The organism is Dyadobacter sp. (genome assembly GCF_039919315.1).
Classification (GTDB): Bacteria; Bacteroidota; Bacteroidia; order Cytophagales; family Spirosomataceae; genus Dyadobacter.
Genome location: NZ_JBDSFX010000102.1, coordinates 214,113 through 237,517, shown reverse-complemented (window position 1 = coordinate 237,517; position 23,405 = coordinate 214,113). Strand labels below are relative to the sequence as shown.

Genomic DNA, 23,405 nt, shown 5'->3' with positions numbered 1-23,405 from the left:
CTTCCTATTTTCGCTTCCCTAGCCAGCTTCGCGGAGCTGAGGCAGAGGTATTTCCAATGTAAATCTTGTCCCTGAATCAACTGCCACGGTACACTGGCCATCGATCTGTCTGGATAAGACTTTAATTAATTTTATTCCAAAAGAACCACCGGGGCGTTCCCAAAGTTTCATATCCATCCCCCGTCCATTGTCGCTGATTTCCAGTTGAATGGCATCATTCATTTCCAGTTTTAATGTAAGCTCCGGATGCCTGACGTGCTGGTAGGCGTGTTTGAACGAATTGGTGATCCATTCATTGACGATCAATCCCAGCGGCATGGCCAGGTCAATGTCCAGTTCCTGTACGTCCACCTGCAAAATCAGTCTGAAACGCTCTTCACTGAACCCAAAACTTTGCATAACGCTTTCCACTAAATTGGTCAGATACTCGCGCATATCTACCATATTTACATTTTCCTGATTGTAAAGGCTCTTGTGGATCAGCGACATAGCTTCTATTCTCTGCTGGCCGGTCTTGATACTCTGCTTCGCATCCTCGTCGGTGAGCCTGTTCGACTGCAGGCTCAGCAGATTGGACACGATCTGCAAATTATTCTTGACCCGGTGATGGAGTTCTTTCATCAAAAGCTTCATCTGCTCGGACTGCTCGTTGATCTTCCGGTTATTTTCTTCCAAAATGCGGTTACTACGCGCAATGGTCCGGTATTGAAAGATCATAAACAGTGAAACTACCAGAAAAACCGCCAAACCGACGGTTATCCAAGCAATTTCTCTGGTTTTTACCTCATTAATAGTACCCAGCGACGCTATTTGCTGATCCTTTTTGTCAGCCTCATACTGCACCTGCAGTTCCCCGATCTGCCGCACATTATCCAGTACCCGCAGCGAATCACGAATGTCTATATAGCGGGTGTAGGCTGCTAACGTAGCCCTGTAATCGTTGGTGGGTTTGAGCGCCTGGTAGATGTATCGGTTCACCTCCATTTCCCGGAAAGGATTTTTGAGCTCCTGCGTGATCCGTAATGCTTTCAAAAGATATGTCCTGGCTTTCCCAGTCTCATTTTGCTGAAGGTAAATTTGTGAAAGCCAGGTATAACTGTAAGTCAATGATAGTAACTGGTTGTATTTTTTGGCGAGATCAATGCCTTTTGTAACATAAAACAAGGCCTTGTCAGCTTCCTTGCGCTTCACAAGGACCTGAGCAATATTATTGTAGTAAGCGATCCTATTACGCTCGAAACGTGGGGAGGCTTCTGCCAGTTTCAAACCCTCCAGATGCATATCCAGGGACCGGTGAATCATGGCCGTATCATTTTCCTGGGCCCCCAGCCCTTGCGTAAACATCGCTTTGAGCCTTATCATATAAATGATCCCCGCCGTATCTCCGATCGACTTTGCGGCCTGCATTCCCTTGCCGACCGCCTCAAAAGCCATCTTATAGTTTGCTTTTTCTTTATGCAGGTTCCCAATAACGGCATATATATCGGGAATTTCCGAAGTCAGTTTCCACTTCTCCGCACTAGAAAGGGCTTTGATCGCCGCTTTCATAGCTTCTGAATGACTGCCCAGCCGCCACAGTGCCAGTGCCCGGTAGCGCTCTCCCCTCACCAATGCAGTTTTGTCATGAATTCGGTATCCTTCCGATGCAATCAGGTTAGCGACAAGTTTCAGCGAATCGGGCCAGGCGTTGCCATATTCCTCTGCCTTCACATAAAAATTCGCTAGTTTGGAGGGAGTCATATCGGTAGCTTCCGGCAATTTTTCCGCGCGCTCTGCTATACATGTACCCATCACAAGCAGGAAAATCCAGAATTGCAAAGTAAGATTTCTGTGCATCAGGAAGTTTGATATTTAAGCAGCCATTTGTTTATCGTTTCCTGAAGTGTGTCTTTCAAAACGGGTTTGGTCAGGTAATCGTCCATTCCGGCATTGATACATTTTTCCCTTTCTCCCACCACGGTACCAGCAGTAAGTGCGATAATGGGTATCCTCCTACCGTCTTCGAGTTTCCTGATTTCCCTGGTTGCTTCGTAACCATTCATCTCCGGCATCTGAATATCCATAAAAATAATATCCGGATCGGAAGTTTTGTATTCCTGGATTGCATGCATTCCATTAACTGACTCAATGATGGTTGCATTTGGCAATATTTTGCCCAACATCGTTTTCACCAGCAACATATTGATCTTATGATCTTCTGCAATCAGTATCTTGGCATTACTTTCACCGTATGCAGCATTGGGTATAACCGACTCCACCCAGATTCGCCGGGGTACCAGCTCATTTTTAATGCCCAGCTGCGAAAGCGTGTGGAAAAGCTGCTGTATTTTCACGGGTTTCACCAGAAAATGCTGAACATTCAGTTCATCTCCCACTGAATTCAAAGTATCCTCATCCAGAGAATCATTGAGCAAAATGATGGGTTGGTCGGAAAAACGGCCGCTGTCATGCGTCCTGATCCGTCTGATTGTTTCAATTCCGTCCCACCCGGGCATCTGACAATCCACAAGAATCACGTCATACTGGTGATCGGCCGCCAGCAGTGACAAAGCCTCTTCGCCGCTTAGAGCATAGGTGGATGCAATGTCCTTATTGTCAAGCATATCTTTCAGGATCTGGCCATTGTTCACATTGTCGTCTACGATGAGAACGTTTTGAACGTTTTCTACATTTTCCCAGACAAACTGATCCTCTCCGGCGACAGTACCGAATACAACATCAAACGAAAAAGTGCTTCCTGTATCCGCAACACTGGTCAGGCTCAGCTCACTTCCCATAAGTCCAAGCAAGCTGTTTGATATCGTGAGTCCAAGTCCTGTGCCTCCGAAACGCTTGGTAGTAGATGAATCTTCCTGGGAGAATGCTTCGAAAATTTTCTGCTGATTTTGCGGTTCAATTCCAATCCCGGTATCTCTGACAGAAAACCGGAAACAATAATCGTATTGATTAGTTTTATGTAAAAGCTCAATTTTCAGCTCAATTTCGCCACACATCGTGAACTTGACTGCGTTGCTAAGCAGATTCAGCAGGATTTGCCGTAACCTGATCGAGTCTGCCCATACGTAGTGGGGAATGTCTGCCGGGATGTTCAGCAGCATTTCCAGATGTTTCTGATGAGCCTGGTAGGTCACCATGTCGGCGACCTGACCACATACTTCCAGCAAATCCGTTTTTTCCCGTATCAGTTCCAGTTTGCCTGCCTCGATTTTGGAAAAATCAAGAATGTCGTTGATAATGTCAAGCAGCGAATTTGCAGATTGAAAAACCATTGACATATACTGCTGCTGGGTTTCATCCAGGTTGGTTTTCATGAGCAGGTCCGAGAAGCCCACTACCCCGTTCAATGGCGTCCGGATTTCGTGGCTCATATTTGCCAGGAACTCCGATTTTAGTTTGCTGGCTTCTTCGGCGTGCTCTCTCGCTTCGAGCATGTCCAGTTCCGTTCTTTTCCTTAACGTGATATCTCGGATCACGGCCTGAATGATCTTCTCGTTGTTGACGTCGATCAAATCAAGCATTAACTCGGCGACGAATGTTTCCGCCCGATTACCTGTTCGCCTGTATGTCCATTCCAGATTGTGACTCCCGGTCTCATAAACAGTATCCAGATGTTTTTTAAAAGCGTCTACCCATTTCTCTGATTCCGGTGCGTTGATTCCCGGCAATGTGCCTACCCGAATAGGAAGTAATGCTTCCCGCGATTTTAACCCGAACATTTTCAAAGCGGCCTGATTGCAATCCAGATATCGTTCTCTGTTGAATAGGATCACCGCATCACTGGTAGAGTCGTACAGGGTCCTGAATTTCAGTTCAGAGTTCAGTATTGCCACTTCCGACTGCTTGCGACGGGTAATGTCCTGGAAGGCGCCATAAATTCTCACGCAAACGCCATCCTTGATTTCGGCCTGCCCAATGGACCTTACCCACAACTGGTTACCCCTGGCGGTGGTCAGTTCCAATTCACTGTCCCAGGGTGTGCCGTTTGCAATGCATTCTGTCACTACTCGTGTGATGGCATCCCGGCTTGCACCCTCAGTATAAAACAAAATGGCCGTTTCTAACTCAGGAAAGAAATCGGGCTCTACCTCATGTATTTCCTTGGTGATTGATGACCAGTACAGTTCGCCGGTTTTCGGATAAAGTTCCCACCCGCCTATCCTGGCTACGCCATTGGTCTGTTCGAGCATGTCCTTAAAGCGTTTCATTTCGTCATCCGATTTCTTTCGGAGTGTAATGTCGCGTTCTACGGCTATAAAATGGGTACACTTGCCATTTTCACCAAACACCGGAGTAATTTTAAGATCTACCCAATATTCCCCCCCCGTTTTGGTATAGCATAAAATTTCCTCCTGCACGATCCGATGCGCTTTGCATCCCTCATAAATTCTTTGAATGGTATTCCTGTCAGTATCTGGCCCGCAAAGAATTTCGGTGGGATCTTTTCCTTTGATTTCCGCCCGGGTATGACCGGTCTGCCGCTCATAAGCCTTGTTAACCCAGGTAATGAAGCCCTTACTATCAGTGATAACGATGTAATCGGTTGTATTGGAAGCTACTATGGCTAGCTCCTTTAACCTTTCGCGCGAATTCCGAAGTTCGGTAATGTTGTGACTGGTCAGAATGATCTCCTTGCTGCCCATGTCAATGTTGGCGTCAGTGTTGCTCCACGACCAGTTACCGTTTTTGTGCCTGATCCTGTGCTCCACGCCCCCCGGTACGGGCCTACCCGTTTCCACGGTTGTCCGCAGCGCCTTGTAACACACCTCGTGATCCTCAGGATGAACGAATTCCGTAAAGGACTGACCCAGTGTTTCCTCCACTGTATGCCCGTACATTTTTGTCCAGCTGGGCGATACGTAGGTAAAAAGTCCCTCGCTGGAAATGGTAAAGAGCACATCCTGCATATTTGAAACCAGCACTGACAAGTCTTCTTCAATTTTCAGCTGCTGGGTAATGTCATACCCGACGCAAAAAATCTCCTTGACCATTCCGGAGTCGTTGGCGATACCAGTAAATTCCCACTGAATACTCTTCAAGCCATGACTGAGTGATTTTTTCCTGAGAACAACGGAATTGGGCATTCCAGGATTAACAAAACATTGTTCTCCTACCATCAGGCATTTTTCAATGTCTTCGGAAACAACGCCTGCCAATGACGAGGTGCCCAGTAATTTTTCGCGGGTCAGGCCATAAAAGTTGCAGTAATGGTCATTGACAAAAGTGTAATTTCCATCGGTGTTAATACCTGCTGCGTAAATGGAGTTACTATGTAAAAAACTATTATAGAGCTGAGCGTTTGGTATAAAATCGTAAGGCTTCTTTTCGGTGTTGTCCTTGAAAATACGTTCAACCTGTTGCAGCATTTTGAACAGCTTCTTCGTGAGATTATTCATGATTAAAAACCTTCCAGATGTAGGACGTCATTTCTGCTTATTTTTATCCGTACAATATAGTCTTAATTTAAATATGTTACGGTTCCCAAACTATCCAATTGTAATACTTTTACCTAATATGACAAATTACTACTACGTCAAAATCCTTATGCGTTAATCCTTCTTTTTGCTCTTGCATGTGCTATTCTACCTGCTTAACGGCTTTTTTTTGAGTATTTTGCCATGGCTAACAAATTGACAGGATTGATAATTACCTATTTTTACAGCAATGGCTGGGCTGTCAATTAAAAATCCTGTACCCGAAATTCCTAAATGCTGATACCATGAAAAAATCATACTTTTTGCTTGCGTTACTCGCCTTTGTAACCGTTAATGTGCCCGCTACTGGCCAGCAGCCTGCCAGTGTATTGCTAAAAAATGCCACTGTGATCGACGGTACTGGTGCCGCTCCCAAAGAAAATACTGACATTCTGATCAGCAATGGACGCATTACCAGTGTTCAAAAGGGTATCAAATCCCGAGTAGATAAGGAAATTGATTTAACAGGAAAAACAGTCATTCCAGCACTCATCAGCGCGCATGCGCATGTGGGTACGCTGAAAGGCACTACGTCTTCTGCCGACAATTATACACGTGCGAATATTCTTCGCCAACTTGTCAAATATCAGGATTATGGAGTGAGTTCAGTACTGGTCATGGGTACCGACAGGCCCTTGATATTCAACGGCATGCGTGATTCGACAGTGGCCGGATTACTGCCCGGTGCCCGGCTGTTTTCCGCAGGTTACGGCTTCAATGTACCCGATCATTCGCCAGGCTCCTGGATGAACCTGCTACTGCGCCCTGCCTCACCGGAAGACGTACCGGCCATGATGGACAAGGTTGCTGCGGTGAAACCGACTGTTGTTAAAATTTGGGTGGACGACCACGGCAATGCTCAGAAAATGAAGCCTGAGATCTACAAAGCCATTATCAATGCGGCGCATCAAAGAAACATCAGGGTAGCAGCACATTTGTTCTATGCAGAAGATGCGAGACAACTTATTGAAGCCGGAATCGATATCATTGCACACAGTATCCGCGACAAAGAGGTCGATGCTGACCTTTTGAGGAAAATGAAACAAAAAAATGTCATTTACATTCCTACCTTGTCGCTCGATGAGTACCAGTTTGTATATGCAGACAATCCAGACTGGATTCATGACGATTTTTTTAAAGCTTCACTGGAACGGGGCGTCCTGGAAATGATCACTGATAAAAGCTATGCTGAAAAGATCAAAAACTCACCCGATTATCCACGCAATATGGCGGCTTTCAAAACAGCGAAACTTAACCTGAAGAAGATATATGATGCGGGCATCACCGTGGCATTGGGTACCGATTCCGGCGCATTTCCGATACGAACACAGGGATTTACAGAACATCTGGAAATGGAACTGATGGTTCAGTCTGGTCTGACACCTTTGCAAGCTATTACCATCAGTACGCAAAATGCTGCGAAAGCATTGAAAATGGATCAGGAATTTGGGACATTAAAAAAGGGAAAAAAGGCTGATCTGATTATCTTGACCGACAATCCAGAAAAGGATATTAAAAACACCCGAAAGATTGAGGCGGTTTGGAAAGAGGGAAAAGAAGTGAGCAAAGGGCCTTTACAACATTAATTTTATTGGAAAAACCACTCCATCAAACAATGAAAATTGAATTTAAGAGACTAGACCACATTATGCTTTGCATTCCGATTGGGAAAGAGCAAGAAGCGCGTGAATTTTATGGAAATATCTTGGGCCTGAAAGAAATAACAGATACTGGATACGCATTACCCAATGGGGCAATATGGTTTCAAATGGGTGATATTCAGCTTCATATTCGTGCCGAAGATGCCCATGAAACCTCCCAGAGACATCCGGCGTTTGAAGTACACGATCTCGAAGCAGCCCGGAAGCTTCTGCAATCACATGGTATTGAATTAAAAAATGAGAGCAAAATACCCGATCGGAACCGGTTTTCATTCAGAGATCCATTCGGCAACAGGATCGAATTCATTGAACTGATTTAAAACAATGAAGCCTGGCGAGATGCCAGGCTTCACTCATATAAGGTACCCGACCTAGTTGACAATGTCTGTGTAAGGATTGCTGATCGTTACCACCTCCTGATTGATGAATTGGATCAGATTTTCATTCAATCTCTCCTTGTGAGTAATAAACAATCCGTGCGGCGCGCTCTCGTAGATAATGTACTCGGCACCGGGAAGCATTTCCGAAGTACGGTCGCTGCTCACTTCAATGGGGACAGTCTTATCCGATTCACCATGAATGATCAGTATCGGAATGTCCAGATAGGATAATTCATTTCTGAAATCCGTCGCACTGAAACTCCGAATGCATTGTGTCGTCGCGCGACCCGATGCCTGTAATGCCAATATGCCATGCCAATTTAGTATCTCGTCGCTTACGGCATTGTTTAACAGCGAATTACCATAGAAATCTTTCGCAAAACCAGTCAGGAATTTAGGCCTGTCCTCTTCTATATCTTTAACAAAACCGTCAAAAAGTTCCTGGGGCACCCCGTCAGCATTATCCTCTGTTTTCAGCATATAAGGTACCACCGAGCTGACAAGCACTGCTTTGGAGATCCGGTCGCTGCCGTAGGTACTCAGGTACCGGACCACCTCGCCTCCGCCCATTGAAAAACCAACCAGCGTCACATCATGGAGATCCAGTTCATCGATTACGGATTTTAAGTCAGCGGCCAGCGTGTCATAATCATACCCGTTCCAGGGCTTATCCGACCTACCAAAACCACGTCTGTCGTATGCAATGCACCGGATACCATGCTTTGGAAGCTCATTGAACTGATATTCCCACATTTCGTGGCTGAGCGGCCATCCCGAGATAAAAATTACAGGCTTCCCCTCGCCTACTTCATGGACAAACAATTTAACCGGTTCCGATGAAGTCCCTGCTTTTGATTCAATGAATTTCATAATAATGTGTTTTTGAAAATGCTTTTGAAATAATTTAACACCAGTTCAGTTATACTTCGCAGGTGTTAATCAAAGGATACCCAATTATTATTCCAACTCAACAGAGGCGGCTTTGTTGGATATACGGGGCATTTATTGGAACAATACCGGCACAAACCGTGCAAGATCATCAGCATGGGCGTGCGCTGGCAACATATTTATTTTACGCAGACGTAAAAAGTCGTAATTGGAAAAAGTAATTCTAAATTTGCAAACGCGTTCGAAGCAGACACCGAACTACACACGATGTTAAAATACGTTTATAAGTCATTCATTGCGATTGTTATTCTGGCCGGGATTGCCGAAGTAGTATTGAGAGTAAAATACGGTTTCTGTAATTCTCCGCTCTACGTTTCCGACCCTGATTTTGAATACATTTTTGCCCCCAATCAGGATGTTACACGCTTCGGATACAGGATCCGCACTAATAGCTACTCCATGCGAAACGATGAGGTTTTACCGACCGATAGTTTGGTAATTCTTCTGATTGGCGATTCGGTTGTCAATGGTGGCAGCCTGACCGACCAGGACAGCGTGGCCTCCACATTACTTGAAAAACGTTTTCTGAAAGATTTTGGCCAGAGAGTGCGGGTACTCAATATTTCTGCCGGATCGTGGGGCCCGGACAACATTGCCGGTTACCTCAAAAAATACGGTCTGTTTAAAGCCAAACTGATCTGCCTTGTAACGAGCAGTCACGACGCGCACGATATCATGTCGCCGGAAAGTCCTGTGGGAAAAGATCCCGGCTGGCCCGACAAACAATACAAAGTGGCCCTATACGAGCTTTGGGACCGCTATCGCTGGATGTTCTTTTATTTCTTTGATTCTTTCTTCATTAGCCCGCAGGTAGCCAAAGAACCCACCATTGCCAAAACAAAGGTCGATTCGGTACAGGTAGATGCCACTAAAAAAGAGGAGCTTAATGATGCCGGCATCCGCAAACCAGGCCTGGTGTTCAACCCTGGATACGAGCAGATTTATCAAATGGCTAAGGACAATAAGGTGCCCATGTTCATTTATCTACATCCTGAAATTTCCGAGATCGAGCTGGGACATTTCAATGATCAGGGAGACGAGATTATCCGTTATGCAAAAGAAAAAGACATTCGCCTGATCAATGAATTCCGGTATGATATTTCTCCGAAATACTATCGCAAGATGGATGTCGTGCATTTTAACAGTAACGGACAAGTCTTTCTGGCCGACAATCTTTATCCATTATTTCAAGAATATCTTAACCTCAAAAAATAAATGCGCGTACTTGTTGTTCACAACCAATTATGGGCGCATTACAAATCCAGGCTTTTCAGCGAGATCAACCGGTCTTTGAAAGAAAATGAACCGGAAAGTGATTTTCTGGTCGTCCAGATTGCCTTATACGAAGCGAGCCGAAGCGTCATGCAAAGCGACGAAACGGTCCGCTATCAATATCCTTATCAAGTCTTATTCGAACGCAGCCTGGACAGTGTCGCTTTTGGTGAAAGACGGAAAGCATTGTTTGCCGCCTTTCGTCAATTCAGGCCAACAGTGCTTAATATCACCGGCTACTTCGACTGGGCGCAGGTACTACTCATGTTTTATGCCAGAATACAAGGTGTAAAAGTGGTCATTTCCTCTGAATCGTCTTCCATGGATCACAACCGGTCGAACATCAAAGAATCGATCAAAAAATTCATTGTGAGCCGGGCCAATGCTTTTTTTTGCTTTGGTAAAAGCTCCGCAAAATACCTGGAAAGCCTCGGTGTAAAACCTTCCGACATTGCAGTCCGGAAAGCGGCCGTCATTGATGAAGAATACATCAAAGGACAATATGACCTGTCCAGAGCAAAAATTGGCGTAAAAACCGGAGTCAAAAGGTTCATATATGTAGGCAGGCTTGCACCCGAAAAAAATCTTGAACTCATGATCAGGGCTTTTAGCAAAATCCAGGGTGAAAACTGGGAAATGCTCTTGGTTGGGGACGGTCCATCGAGAAGTTCTCTTGCAAAACTTGCGGAGGAATTGGGCGTAACAGCCAAAATTCAGTTTGCGGGAGGCGTTGCATGGTATCAAGTTCCGCAATGGCTGGCCAAAAGTGATGTGCTCATATTGCCCAGTAAATCAGAGCCTTGGGGCTTGGTAGTCAATGAAGCGATGGTTTGCGGCATGCCCGTGATCGTCTCCAAAACTTGCGGATGCGCGGAAGATCTGGTTAAAAACGGTGTGAATGGTTTTACATTTGACCCCGAAAACCAATCAGAGCTGGAAAAGGCAATGGACTTTTTTATCCGGCACACCTACGATATCACGCCAATGGGCAAAGAGTCTTTGGCACTAATCGCCCCGTTTTCATCAGGCAAGGTTGCTTTGCAAATGGTGAAGTGTTATCAAAAATTAGAGCAGGCCAGCTAGTGACTACCATGTGCTTTCGTCTCAGAAATTGAATGCAGAATATGCGAATTTTAAATATATGTGCTTACACCTGGGCAATCGGCGGACCGGCCAGGATCATTTATGACCACACCACCGAGGTCGTCAGGCAGGGCCACCAGGTCGACATTCTGAGCCCGATGACGCCCGGTGAGAAAATGTATCCCGTACCCGAAGGTGCGCGGCTGATCGAATGCGCCCGCACGACGCCGTTAAGCAACATTTATCGTGAGTTCTCCATTGATATGTATCAGTATTTGAAGAAACATATCCATGAATATGATGTGATCCACATGCATGGTATCTGGCATTTTGGAAGCCTGGCACCTTTTTTAATTCCTAATAAAGCCGTAAAAGTGATCACCATTCATGGTCTTTTGGATAAATGGGCGGTAGCACATAGCAAATGGAAGAAGCAGATCGTCACACTGCTTTACCAAAAACGTCTCTTGGGAAAAGCAGACCTGATCCAGATCAATAATACGGATGAAGAGGAAGATGTCATTCGTTACCTGGGTTACCGGCCGAAAAACATGGTCATCGTGCCCAATGGTATGAAGCTCGCCGAGTATGAAAATTTGCCAGCAAAAGGCATGTTTCGAGCCCAACATGGCATTAGTACTGATCAGCAAATGGTGCTCTTCATGGGCAGGCTTAACATTAAAAAAGGCCTCGACCTGCTGCTTCCGGCATTCAAAAAGATACACGAGCAGCTACCCAATGCCATTCTCGTGCTGGCTGGGCCCGATGATGGGTACCAGACGGAAACCGAGGATTTTATCAAAAAAAATAACCTTGGCGACCGTATAAAACTGGTTGGTATGCTTACCGATACCCGCAAGAAAGAGGCACTGGCCGATGCGGATCTTTTTGTACTCCCATCCTATTCCGAAGGGTTTTCTATCGCGGTTCTGGAAGCGATGACTTCCAGGGTTACCGCCCTTGTTTCCGATCGCGTTGGCTTTGGCGACTACATCAAACGGTATGATGCGGCGTATCTCACACCGTTGACCAGCGATGGCGTAGCTGATGGACTTCTTAAAATATTACAAGATAAAATCTACGCTGTCGAACTATCAAATCGTGCCTACAAGATGGTAACCGAAAACTTTGACATCAAAACGGTAGCCAATCAATTATTAGAAGAATACAAGAAAATTAAAAAAACTAATTATCTTTGAACATCAAGTAACCGATCAAACGAAAACGATTTACCGTTTTCCCCTGGGTATGATTGATTTATCCGTCATCATTTTAACACACAACGAATCCAAGCACATTGCACGTTGCATTAAGAGCCTGCTTCAGGTAACGGATAAGATCTTTATCGTTGATTCATTTTCCACAGACGATACAGTTGCAATTGCAGAAAGCCTCGGCGCTGCCGTCATTCAAAATCCCTGGGTCTCCTACGCTTTTCAGTTCAATTTTGGCATTGAGAACAATCCTTTCAAAACCACGTGGCTAATGAGGATGGACGCCGATGAATACATTACGTCCGATCTCGCAGCAGAACTTTCCAACTCCTTACAAGGAATTGCTGGCGACGTGTCGGGATTATATGTCAAAAGACGCGTCATCTTTATGGATAAATGGATCAGGCGGGGCGGTTATTACCCGATCTGGCTGCTAAGGCTCTGGCGTCGCGGACTGGGGACATGCGAAGAGCTCTGGATGGATGAGCACATTAAGCTCAGCAGCGGTACTACCGCTCAGTTACAGCATGATATTGTGGATCACAACCTCAATAACCTGACCTGGTGGACGCAAAAGCATAACAATTATGCAATACGGGAGGTAATCGATTTATTGAATATAAAATATAATTTTGATAGTAAAGAGACTGTTGAGCCCAGCTTTTGGGGAAGTCAGGAGCAGCGCACACGTTTTCTGAAGATTAAGTACGCGAGCATGCCCTTGTTCACCCGTCCATTTATCTACTTTTTTTACAGGTATTTTTTAAAAGGTGGTTTTCTGGATGGCAAAAAGGGGCTGATCTGGCATTTTCTTCAGGGATTCTGGTACCGCTTCCTGGTGGACGCAAAGATTTACGAAGTTTACTTCAAAGTTGGAACAAGCAAGGAAAGCATCATTTCACATTTCAGGACAGAATATGGAAAAGACCTCAAAAGCCCAAACCAATCTGTCCGGGTATGATAACAGCTGGTACCAGCCAGGAGGCTTTGTGAAGCAGCTTTTTTGGTACCTGACCTGCCGGATGTTCATCAATACGTATCTACCCTATCCTTCTTTTTTAAAGGTATGGCTTTTGAAGATTTTTGGAGCGAAGGTGGGTTTAAATGTGGTGATCAAACCAAAAGTGAATATTAAATACCCATGGTTTTTGGATATCCAAGACCATGTCTGGATAGGTGAAAATGTGTGGATCGACAACCTCACTTTGGTGACAATTGAATCAGATGTCTGTTTATCGCAGGGTTGCCTGCTGCTGACCGGCAATCACAATTATACCAAGAGCACTTTTGATCTGATTGTCAAGGGCATAACGATTGAAAAAGGCGCCTGGATCGGAGCGAAAGCGACGGTCTGCCCGGGAGTACAAGTTGGTTCTCATGCGGTGCTGACTGTGAATTCGGTCGCAACGACTAATCTGGAAGCCTATGGAATTTATCAGGGAAATCCAGCCAAATACATTAAAACGAGAAATATAACCAGTTGAAAGTAAGCATACTGACCGTAGTTTTTAATGGCGTCCAAACCATTCGCCAGTGTATTGATTCTGTAAAAGACCAGGATTATCCGCTGATCGAATACATTGTAATCGACGGTAATTCGAAAGATGGTACGCAGGCTGTGGTTCAGTCTTATGGGGATCAAGTGACCAGATTTATCAGTGAGCCTGATGCCGGAATCTATGATGCCATGAACAAAGGCATACAATTAGCAACAGGTGATATTATTGGTATTCTGAATGCAGATGATTTTTACGCCAGCCGCACAGTGATCAGTGAAATGGTGGCAGCGATATCAGCCGGTGATTTTCAGGGTTGTTATGGGGATCTGGAGTACGTGGATTCGGTAGACGAAACGGTCGTTAAGAGGAAATGGATTTCTGGTGACTATCAAAAGGGTGCGTTTTTGAATGGCTGGATGCCACCACATCCTACTTTTTTTGTAAAAAAGGAGGTTTACGAACACTTTGGAAAGTTCAGGCTCGACCTTGGAAGTGCAGCAGACTATGAGCTGATGTTACGGTTCATTCATAAGGAAGGCATCAAAGTCGCTTATCTTCCAAAAGTTTTGGTCAAGATGAGAATCGGAGGGGTTAGTAACAGTACTTTACGCAACCGAATTGCGGCCAACCGAAATGATTTAAAAGCCTGGAAGACAAATAATTTAACACCCAGATTTTACACTTTGTGGCTAAAACCGTTGAGAAAAATTGTTCAGTTTATCTAAATAACCGGCTCAAATGCATCCAGGCCGGATAATAAATATTTTGATATTCAGCTATTTACATATTCCTAATATTGATTTAAATTACGACTTTTGGTTAGGATAACTCCCTAACAATGTTATAACACTTCATATACATTGGCAGACACTATGAAATTACAACTACCTCTACAGATCCTAAGTGAAGGGAACTTCAGCAACATCATTCACCATGATGTTTATCAATGCCTCCTTTCCTTTCTGATTGCCTGTTTCCTCTCCATCATCTCGATTCCCATTATCATTAATCTGTCGAACCTTTTACACTTGACAGCTAAGCCGGGTTTTAGAAGTTCACATGAAACAGAAACACCTACATTGGGCGGAATCGCCATCTTCGCAGCTACATTAATTGCCTATTTCCTTTGGCCCCATTCTGAAAACATACTGGATTCCAACCTGATCAGCCTGGCAATGACAGGTGTGATCATTCTGTTTTTTCTGGGCATTAAAGATGATATTTTGGCCGTTGACCCAACCAAGAAGCTGATTATCCAAATTTTCGCTTCGCTGATACTGGTGGCGATGGGGAACTTTAAAGTTGATAATTTTTACGGTATCTTCGGAATTCACCAGGTTTCGGATTTTATCAGCATTCCACTGACTGTCTTTATTTTCATCGCTATCATCAATGCGATCAATCTGATCGATGGTATCGACGGGCTCGCCGGGGGTATCAGCCTGATTGCCGGACTGGGCTTTGGGATATGGTTTATCCTCAATGACCACTTCTCGTTTGGCTGTCTTGCATTTGCCATGTCGGGTTCGTTACTGGGTTTCCTTCGTTTTAATTTCTCGAAGACCAGCAAAATCTTCATGGGAGACACCGGCTCATTGATCGTGGGTTATCTGCTTTCCATATTCTCTGTTGAATTTCTATCGCTGAATGTGGGGTACCTGCATGATCCGAACGCATACTTTAATGCACCGATCATTGTAATGGTTTTGCTGATCGTTCCTATTTTTGATACACTGCGCGTTTTCATCGTCAGAATTTTCAAAGGAGGGTCACCATTCGTTGCAGACCGCAACCACATGCACCATATCCTGATCGATAACGGCCTGAACCATTTCTGGGCAGCGTTTTCATTGTGGATGGTTACGATCCTGAATACTGCCTTGTTCTTTACGTTTCATGGTAACATTACCAACACCGCTTCCCTGTACATTTACATAGCGCTGTTTGGTCTGTACATGGTATTTGCTCATTTTTTAAAGAAGAGAATCGTCACAGTAAAAGAGAGAAAGAAGCTGGTTAAAAGTCCTTCCTTTAATGATGATGACGTTTCTTCTTCCAATAAAGTACTCAGAGATTTTTAAAAAATATCGGATGATTTTACTGTTAATACCACAGTAAATTTCATGGCCTTGTATCGATTGTTTGTACCTTAGCACGAAATCATTGTCTAAACGGTATGAATAAAAAGATCAGAAAAGAGGACGCCCTATACTACCATTCCAAGGGTAGGCCTGGTAAAATTCAGGTGATTCCTACCAAAGAAACCAGCACGCAACGCGATTTATCACTCGCATACTCTCCCGGAGTAGCGGAGCCTTGTCTGGAAATTGCTGAAAATGTTGAAAATGCCTATCTGTACACTGCCAAAGGAAATCTGGTCGCTGTAATCAGTAACGGGACAGCCGTTTTGGGGCTAGGTGATATCGGCCCGGAAGCTTCCAAACCCGTTATGGAAGGCAAAGGACTCCTCTTTAAAATATATGCAGACATTGATGTTTTTGATATTGAACTCAATACCAAAGATGTTGATGAATTTGTCAGGACTGTTAAGATCCTGGAACCGACTTTTGGGGGCATTAACCTCGAAGATATCAAAGCCCCTGAGTGTTTCGAAATTGAGTCGCGACTTAAAAAAGAGCTGAGCATTCCGGTCATGCACGATGACCAGCATGGTACTGCGATCATCAGTGCGGCAGCGATGCTGAATGCATTGAAATTGGTCAAAAAAGATATCAATGACATTCGTGTGGTTGTTTCGGGGGCAGGTGCCTCTGCTGTTTCCTGTACCAAACTATACCTTTCCCTTGGAGCCAATCCCAAGAACATTGCCATGTTTGATACCAAAGGCCACATTCACAATGGCCGGACTGATCTCACTGAAATGAAGAAACAGTTTGCAACTGAGGTGGCTTACGCTTCCCTGGAAGAAGCCATGATAGGTGCCGATTTGTTCCTGGGCCTTTCCACAGCAGACATCGTTTCCAAAGATATGGTGAAATCAATGGCTAAGGACCCCATTGTTCTGGCCATGGCTAACCCTAATCCCGAAATACCCTATCCTGATGCAGTAGAAGCCCGTGAGGATGTTATCATGGCAACTGGCCGCTCCGATTATCCTAATCAGGTCAACAATGTGCTTGGCTTTCCTTATATATTCAGGGGCGCCCTGGATGTACGTGCGACAGAGATCAACGAAGAAATGAAGCTTGCAGCAGTTCACGCGCTGGCTGATTTGGCCACCAAGCCCGTACCGGACATTGTCAATCTGGCTTATAATGAGACCAATATTGTTTTTGGTAAAAATTATATTATTCCAAAACCCGTGGATCCGCGCTTGCTGACCACTGTTGCTCCTGCTGTTGCGAAAGCAGCGATTGCAACTGGTGTAGCCCGGAAAATTATTACAGACTGGGACGCTTACGAGCAGGAATTATCCAGCCGCTTGGGACGCAATGAACAGATTTCCCGCGTAATTCTCAATAAGGCGAAACTTGCTCCGAAAAGAGTGGTTTTCGCAGATGCTGAGAACATTCAAGTGCTGCGAGCAGCACAACAAGTACGTGATGAAGGAATTGCTATTCCGATTTTGCTGGGTAGCAAGGAAACCATTCAAAAGATGATCGCCGAAAGTAAGCTGGATCTGTCAGACGTTGCGATCGTCGATCCGCGTGCAGAGGAGAATGCGCATACGATCGACAGGTATGCGAACGCATTGTACGAAAAGCGTAAAAGGAAGGGCTTAACACCTATCGAGGCACACAGGTCAGTTTATTTTAGGAGCTATTTCGGTTCTATGATGGTGGAAACGGGCGAGGCCGATGCACTCATCTCCGGGCTAACGCGAACTTATCCCGACACCATACGTCCGGCATTGCAAGTGATTGGTAAGGGTCCTGGCGTGAATAAAGTGGCAGGTATGTACATTTTGCTTACTCCAAAAGGTCCGCTTTTTTTCTCCGATACAACCGTAAACCTGGATCCCACCGTAGATGAAATTGTTGAAATCACCGAACTGACGGCAAAAGCTGTCGAGAGATTTAACATTCATCCACGCATTGCACTGCTCACTTATGCCAATTACGGTAGCGCAGGCGGAACGGATGCCGAGAAAATGCGTGAAGCCACTGCGATTCTTAAAAAACGTAACCCGACCATGCTTGTAGAAGGAGAAATGCAGGCGCATTTGGCTTTCAACACAACGCTTTTAAAGGAAAACCATCCTTTTAGTGATCTGGTTGATGGCGGTGCCAATACATTGATTTTCCCAAATCTTTCCGCTAGTAATATCGCATACAACTTGTTAAAGGAAGCAGCTGAACTGGAAACGATCGGGCCGATATTGTTGGGTATGAAAAAACCAGTTCACGTTTTACAGCTAGGTAGCTCTGTTCGTGAGATTGTCAATATGGTTGCAATTGCCGTGGTAGAAGCGCAGATGAAGCATTGATTCTGAATGATGTGACATTGATAATAACAACTTGTCACATTGATAATAACAACTTGTCACATTGAGCGGAGTCGAAATGCGTTACTTCCTGGTTGTAGCGCATTTCGACTGCGCTCCTTGTGACAAAGGTTAGTTTGAAGTCACAAAGTGGTTAACTCAATATGACAAAGAGGTCAGCTTCAATTAATACATTACTTCAACTTCACCCAAGCCGGATTATATAGTGGCAGGTGAATTTGTTTCAATTTAGCTTCCGGCAGCTTCACTACTTTCCGGTCATAGGTCATCAGACCATTGATTTCTACTTCTACATCGGTTGTTTGCGTATAAACGGCGGCCGATAATCCCTTTTTGATCAAAGGTTCGAACCTTTCGATAAACGATTCATAGCGTTTGTAGAGCTCATCCGGATTCTTAAAACTCTGGTATCCCCAGTTATCTTTTTGCTGCCAGGTATGCTGATCAACCGGTAAGCCCAGGCCTCCAAATTCACCCAGAACGATGATTTGCTTTGCTCCAAAAATCTCAGGTTTAGGCATCACCGGTGCAGGATAATTATGCATGTCGATAATGTGTCCTACCGGATGAAAATTACCCCCACTCGCACTGTTCACAAGCCTGCTGGGATCATATTGCATGGTCCAGTTTGTGATTTCCTCTGTCTTAAATTGCCCCCAGGCCTCATTAAATGGTACCCAAACGACAATAGATGGAAAGTGATAATTGGCATCCATAATCGCCTTCCATTCGGTTTTATAAATGTTTTCTGACTCTGGCGTACGGTCTTTGTCGGTTTCTGCACCGGTGATTCCCGGACGCTGTTCCCAGTTATTTCCCAGATCACCGCTTGGCATATCCTGCCAAACCAGCATACCCAGTTCATCGCAATACCGGTACCACCTTGCCGGTTCTACTTTCACGTGTTTTCTGATCATATTAAAACCCATTTCCTTGGTTTTAACAATGTCAAATTTCAATGCTTCGTCTGTTGGCGCAGTATAAAGTCCGTCAGGCCACCAACCTTGATCAAGCGGCCCATATTGAAACAAAAATTTGTTATTAAGCAACATGCGCTGCACGCCGTTCGCATCCGGCTGCATAGAGATCTTACGCATTGCGAAGTAGCTCTTTACCTCATCCACCACCTTGCCGTTACGGGCAATGGTAACAGTGAGATCATATAAGAAGGGAGAATCCGGTGACCAGAGTTTTGGATTACTGATCGTTAAAACCGCATCGGTACCAGCGGCTACTTCCTGCTCAGCTACCTTATTTGCCCCGTCCCAGGCGGTGATTTTAACTTTATCAGCCGGCCCTGCGCTTTTAATGTCAGTATGGACAGTCACAGTTTGCTTATCAATGTCCGGTGTTTGTTTAATTCCTGCAACATAACTTATCGGAACCGTTTCAAGCCAAACCGTCTGCCAGATGCCCGTTACAGGAGTATACCAGATACCATGTGGGTTTTTGATCTGCTTTCCTCTCGGCTGAGGCCCGTCGCTACTAGGATCCCAGACTCTGACACTGATTTCCAATGGCTTCTTCTTGATCAGCAAATTGGTGATATCAAATGTAAAGGGATCATAGCCACCCTGATGGGAGCCGGCAGGTTGGCCATTTACGAAAACATCACATTTCCAATCGACGGCGCCAAAGTGAATCAGTACCCGCTGATCCTTCGATTTTGGTACAGCGAAATCAATCGAGCGGTTGTACCACAGTGCACTATCTTTCCCCACAGTTCTGCCTACCCCGGACAAAGCCGATTCGACTGCAAAAGGCACCAGGATTTTCCCGTCAAATGTTGTTGGTTTGGTATCCGACCCATTTTTGGGTACAATGGCATAGTTCCACAAGCCATTGATATTTTGCCAGTTCTGCCTGACAAGCTGGGGTCTGGGATACTCAGGAAGTGGATTTTGAGCAGTCACTTTGTCGGCCCAGGGCGTCACGATTTTACCTTGCACATATTTCCATTCCGCAGTTTTTTGCGCAAAAGATTGGCCGCAGACGGTTCCCAACACAGCGCCTAAACCAAGCAGTACTTTTTTCATCAGGATTTTTAGTTACAAACCGTATTAATTATATGAAAGTAAAAGAACCGCATCAGACACCTCTACTGCCGTAAATGATGAGCACAACTAGTCAAAAACACGTTTTCTACTCTATTTGAACGGTGTAAAGGAAATTTAAAGTTTAGTGCTTAGCTTTGGAAAGACTCACTCAAATTACAAGATCATGAAAAAGCTCTGCCTCATTGTCCTGTCCTCATTTAGCTTCGTTACTACGTACGCCCAGGATTATGCCAGCAAGATCACCCTGGTATTGCACGGAGGCGCAGGTACCATCACGCGGGCGAACATGACTCCCGAGCGTGAAAAAGCATACAAGGAAGTGCTCAACATTGCTTTACAAAAAGGTTATCAGGTTTTAAAAAAAGGAGGTACCAGCGTTCAGGCGGTGGAAGCTACCATTCACGTCATGGAAGATTCTCCATTGTTCAATGCGGGAAAAGGTGCAGTATTTACCAGCGAAGGAAAAAACGAGATGGATGCCTCTATTATGGAAGGCAAGACATTGAAAGCCGGTGCGATCGCAGGTGTTACGACCATTAAAAACCCGATCAGTACGGCCATTGCTGTCATGGAGAAATCACCGCATGTGATGATGGCTGGCAAAGGGGCGGAAAAATTCGCCAAAGACCAGGGTCTCCAAATAGTAGACCCCTCTTACTTTTACACCGAGGCAAGGTATAAAGCATTACTGAGAGCGAAAGAAGAAGAAAAGACAGAGCTGGACCACGACGCAAAGGAAGAGAAAGAGGTCCAGAAAACCCCTAAAACAGGTTTCCTGGACAAAAGTGAGCTCATTTTCACTGAAGGTAAAAAATTCGGTACGGTGGGATGTGTCGCACTGGATCAGTTTGGTAACCTGGCGGCAGGCACCTCTACCGGCGGAATGACCAATAAAAAATATGGCCGTATCGGTGACGCGCCAATTATCGGGGCTGGAACGTATGCCAATAATGCTACCTGCGCTGTGTCTGCCACGGGCCATGGCGAGTATTTCATCAGGTCGGTAGTGGCTTACGACATCTCTGCATTGATGGAATATAAAGGTTTGTCCCTTCAAGACGCTGCTAATGAAGTAGTCATGAAAAAACTGGTGGAGCGGGGTGGCGAAGGTGGCGTAATCGCATTGGACCGCAATGGAAATGTGGCCATGCCATTCAACAGCGAGGGAATGTACAGGGGCTACATTAAAAGTGATGGAAAAAGCGAAGTATTGATATATAAAGACTGATTTCTTCGTGAAAAGTCATACAAAAAAGGATCCCCCGGACGTTCTGATTTCAACACAGAACTTACGGCTTCCTTTTCTTCGATATGAAATCAGTTTACAGAATAATCCTCCTGCTTTTGCTGATCACGCCAATGTGCTACGCAACCCACATCAAGGGTGGCGAGATCTCGACTTCTTACGTTTCCGCACAAACATATAATGTTAAAGTTCGCTTGTACTCTGACCTCCAAGTCGGTGAAGGTGCGGGGCAATCCACCGTGGTGGTTTGCTTTGGTGATGGCAGCACAAAGGAATTTTCCAGGCTTCCGGGAGGAATAGTTCCCGGAAGCCCCAATGTAATTTATTCCGATTATGTGGGCACGCATACCTATCCAGCCAATGGAACCTATCAGATCTCGGTATCGATACAAAATCGTACCTCAGGCCTAATTAATCTACCAAATTCAGAACAAACACCAATCTTTTTGTGGACCGTTATTAATACCCAGTTACCCAACAACACGCCGGTGATGCCGTATCCTATATTTGAGGCCGGTGTGAGACAGCAATTTTTGATTGATCTCAAGCCTGCTGTGCAGGATCAGGACAGTATTACTGTTAAAGTATCAAGGCTTAGCAAGGCGTCACCAGGAACTTGCGGTGTCAGAATGGCGGAACATACTTATCTGTTTCCTAATGAAATAAGCAGTTCGGGTGTTTTTAAGGTCGATGCTTTGAAGAAAAAACTGGTTTGGCAAGCGCCAGAAGTGATTGGGAATTATGCATACGCAATGGTCGTCAGCGAGTGGCGGGATGGTATCATTATCTCGGAAACTTATCGGGAAGGTTTAATCTCAGTCGTTGACCGTCCCGGCGAAACGGTGGAAGTTTTGCCTTACGAGTCTTCGGAATTTGGAGGGTTAATTACCTCAGCGCCTAACGTTGATTCACCAGAAGTCTCGATGGCTGTTGAAGCATACCCTGTCCCTTCGGAGGACTTTGTAACCGTAAAAGCTTACAGCAAAACAAGGGCTGTAATTCGTTTGCAGCTTATTGATATAAAAGGTAGGGTCATTAGGGAAATTAGCAGCAAGTCTCCTGTCATTCTGGTTCAGGAGGAATTCGATGTGCGGAATCTGAACCACGGGATTTATATGATCCGGGCAGACAATTCGGTTCATTCGGTGACTCAGAAAATACTTCATTAAGCACCAGTCGCTACTGTCTCAAATCCACAGAGGTAATTTTTTCCTGGAAGAGCTGACTTTTCAGTAGCATTTCTTTAATCATCGCCAAATGCGTGTAGGTGATCATATGGCCCGCATTGTGTAGGAAAATATATTGCGCCCGTTTACTGCGGATATGCTTTTTGGCGAAATCAATGTTCGAAGGATCGGCGATCCAGTCATTACCACCCTGGATAACTGTGGTGGGAATTTGAAGATTTTGCCACACAGGAAGCAGTTTTTTCAACTCTTCGGAATGACTATATTTTTCGGCAGTAGCGGTATTGAATTCTCCGGGCAGAAACAGCTGAATAAAAGAATTGCGGCCCCATTTGGAAAACCAGTAAAATTTCTCTTTTTCAGGATCAATAACGGGCGAAACCATAATCAATTCCTTCACTTTTTCAGGAACCATTGATACCAGCTTGGCTGCAATGGGCGCGCCATAAGAACGCCCCAGAACAGTGACCTTTTCGGCGCTTTTATTGAGGTTGAATACGGGAAGCAATGCATTGGCCTGGGTAGCGATGGAAGTTACAAACCTGCGTTTTTTCAATCGTGATTTTCCATAACCTACCCTATCAACAGAGACAATATGGAAATGCTTTTGCAGATCTTCGTCGTCCATCAGATTCATATAGCCCCAAAGCGAACCTGGTGCCCCGTGAATAAGGAGTAGCATAGGAAGCGTATCGGCACCCACACTGGCAATGCAAAGTGAGAGCGTATCGTTTTTGATGATCTGTTCAGTAGGCTTTATCTTCTTTAAAGCATAATGTTTTCTGACCTGTTTGGCTGATATGATATACCTCGAAAAGCACGAACTTAGTGAAGCCGACAAAAAAAGGACCAATACAAACGACCGAAGGAATTTAAAACTTAACATATACTTTAGAGAATGTTACTCTATTTCATAAATTCA

General features: G+C 45.0%; 17 protein-coding genes. 12 read left to right on the top strand and 5 right to left on the bottom strand.

The genetic code is table 11. From position 1 onward, the window contains the following. Window positions 1-18: 18 nt before the first annotated feature. On the bottom strand, window positions 19-1,836 hold the full coding sequence (locus ABIO93_RS30565; RefSeq protein WP_348073832.1) for a sensor histidine kinase: 1,818 nt from the start codon (window positions 1,834-1,836) through the stop codon (window positions 19-21). Further along, window positions 1,836-5,393 (bottom strand): PAS domain S-box protein, encoded by a 3,558-nt coding sequence (locus ABIO93_RS30560; RefSeq protein WP_348073831.1) that lies wholly within the window; start codon window positions 5,391-5,393, stop codon window positions 1,836-1,838. The genes ABIO93_RS30565 and ABIO93_RS30560 overlap by 1 nt, the downstream gene beginning before the upstream one ends. A 323-nt stretch (window positions 5,394-5,716) precedes the next feature. Between ABIO93_RS30560 and ABIO93_RS30555 the strand changes: the two genes are divergently transcribed. Together ABIO93_RS30555 and ABIO93_RS30550 are read left to right on the top strand one after the other, a co-directional pair. Beyond that, the gene (locus tag ABIO93_RS30555; protein ID WP_348073830.1) at window positions 5,717-7,057 is read left to right on the top strand and encodes an amidohydrolase family protein; all 1,341 of its coding nucleotides are present in this window, start codon (window positions 5,717-5,719) and stop codon (window positions 7,055-7,057) included. A 29-nt stretch (window positions 7,058-7,086) separates the two neighbouring features. Continuing rightward, window positions 7,087-7,452, top strand: coding sequence for a VOC family protein (locus ABIO93_RS30550; protein WP_348073829.1), 366 nt, complete (start codon window positions 7,087-7,089; stop codon window positions 7,450-7,452). A 51-nt stretch (window positions 7,453-7,503) separates the two neighbouring features. On the opposite strand, the gene ABIO93_RS30545 is transcribed toward ABIO93_RS30550, so the two are convergent. Continuing rightward, entirely contained in the window at window positions 7,504-8,382 is an 879-nt protein-coding gene (locus tag ABIO93_RS30545; RefSeq protein ID WP_348073828.1) for an alpha/beta hydrolase, read from the bottom strand. Window positions 8,383-8,667: 285 nt separating this feature from the next. On the opposite strand from ABIO93_RS30545, the gene ABIO93_RS30540 reads away from it, so the two are divergent. The 8 genes from ABIO93_RS30540 to ABIO93_RS30505 all read left to right on the top strand — a co-directional run bounded on the left by ABIO93_RS30540 (window position 8,668) and on the right by ABIO93_RS30505 (window position 17,975). Next, a complete protein-coding gene (locus ABIO93_RS30540; RefSeq protein WP_348073827.1) occupies window positions 8,668-9,675 on the top strand; it encodes a hypothetical protein in 1,008 nt (335 codons plus the stop codon). Next, on the top strand, window positions 9,676-10,815 hold the full coding sequence (locus ABIO93_RS30535) for a glycosyltransferase family 4 protein (RefSeq protein WP_348073826.1): 1,140 nt from the start codon (window positions 9,676-9,678) through the stop codon (window positions 10,813-10,815). Between the two features lie 41 nt (window positions 10,816-10,856). Continuing rightward, on the top strand, window positions 10,857-12,014 hold the full coding sequence (locus ABIO93_RS30530; protein WP_348073825.1) for a glycosyltransferase: 1,158 nt from the start codon (window positions 10,857-10,859) through the stop codon (window positions 12,012-12,014). 49 nt (window positions 12,015-12,063) lie between these two features. After that, window positions 12,064-12,990, top strand: coding sequence for a glycosyltransferase family 2 protein (locus ABIO93_RS30525; RefSeq protein ID WP_348073824.1), 927 nt, complete (start codon window positions 12,064-12,066; stop codon window positions 12,988-12,990). Continuing rightward, on the top strand, window positions 12,947-13,513 hold the full coding sequence (locus tag ABIO93_RS30520) for a WcaF family extracellular polysaccharide biosynthesis acetyltransferase (protein WP_348073823.1): 567 nt from the start codon (window positions 12,947-12,949) through the stop codon (window positions 13,511-13,513). Before ABIO93_RS30525 ends, ABIO93_RS30520 begins: the two co-directional genes overlap by 44 nt. Further along, entirely contained in the window at window positions 13,510-14,253 is a 744-nt protein-coding gene (locus ABIO93_RS30515) for a glycosyltransferase family 2 protein (protein ID WP_348073822.1), read from the top strand. Before ABIO93_RS30520 ends, ABIO93_RS30515 begins: the two co-directional genes overlap by 4 nt. A gap of 147 nt (window positions 14,254-14,400) precedes the next feature. Continuing rightward, complete coding sequence (locus ABIO93_RS30510) at window positions 14,401-15,609, top strand: MraY family glycosyltransferase (protein WP_348073821.1); 1,209 nt, start codon at window positions 14,401-14,403, stop codon at window positions 15,607-15,609. A 95-nt stretch (window positions 15,610-15,704) separates the two neighbouring features. Further along, window positions 15,705-17,975, top strand: coding sequence for an NADP-dependent malic enzyme (locus ABIO93_RS30505; RefSeq protein WP_348073820.1), 2,271 nt, complete (start codon window positions 15,705-15,707; stop codon window positions 17,973-17,975). A gap of 191 nt (window positions 17,976-18,166) precedes the next feature. On the opposite strand, the gene ABIO93_RS30500 is transcribed toward ABIO93_RS30505, so the two are convergent. Next, entirely contained in the window at window positions 18,167-20,029 is a 1,863-nt protein-coding gene (locus tag ABIO93_RS30500) for a sugar-binding domain-containing protein (RefSeq protein WP_348073819.1), read from the bottom strand. A 184-nt stretch (window positions 20,030-20,213) separates the two neighbouring features. Here ABIO93_RS30500 and ABIO93_RS30495 point away from each other — a divergent pair, with 184 nt between their 5' ends. Both ABIO93_RS30495 and ABIO93_RS30490 read left to right on the top strand, forming a co-directional pair. Beyond that, window positions 20,214-21,278: an isoaspartyl peptidase/L-asparaginase gene (locus ABIO93_RS30495; protein ID WP_348073818.1), complete on the top strand. Its 1,065-nt coding sequence runs from the start codon at window positions 20,214-20,216 to the stop codon at window positions 21,276-21,278. An 83-nt stretch (window positions 21,279-21,361) separates the two neighbouring features. Continuing rightward, window positions 21,362-22,465 (top strand): T9SS type A sorting domain-containing protein, encoded by a 1,104-nt coding sequence (locus ABIO93_RS30490; protein ID WP_348073817.1) that lies wholly within the window; start codon window positions 21,362-21,364, stop codon window positions 22,463-22,465. A 10-nt stretch (window positions 22,466-22,475) separates the two neighbouring features. On the opposite strand, the gene ABIO93_RS30485 is transcribed toward ABIO93_RS30490, so the two are convergent. Beyond that, window positions 22,476-23,369: an alpha/beta hydrolase gene (locus ABIO93_RS30485; protein WP_348073816.1), complete on the bottom strand. Its 894-nt coding sequence runs from the start codon at window positions 23,367-23,369 to the stop codon at window positions 22,476-22,478. Window positions 23,370-23,405: the final 36 nt, after the last annotated feature.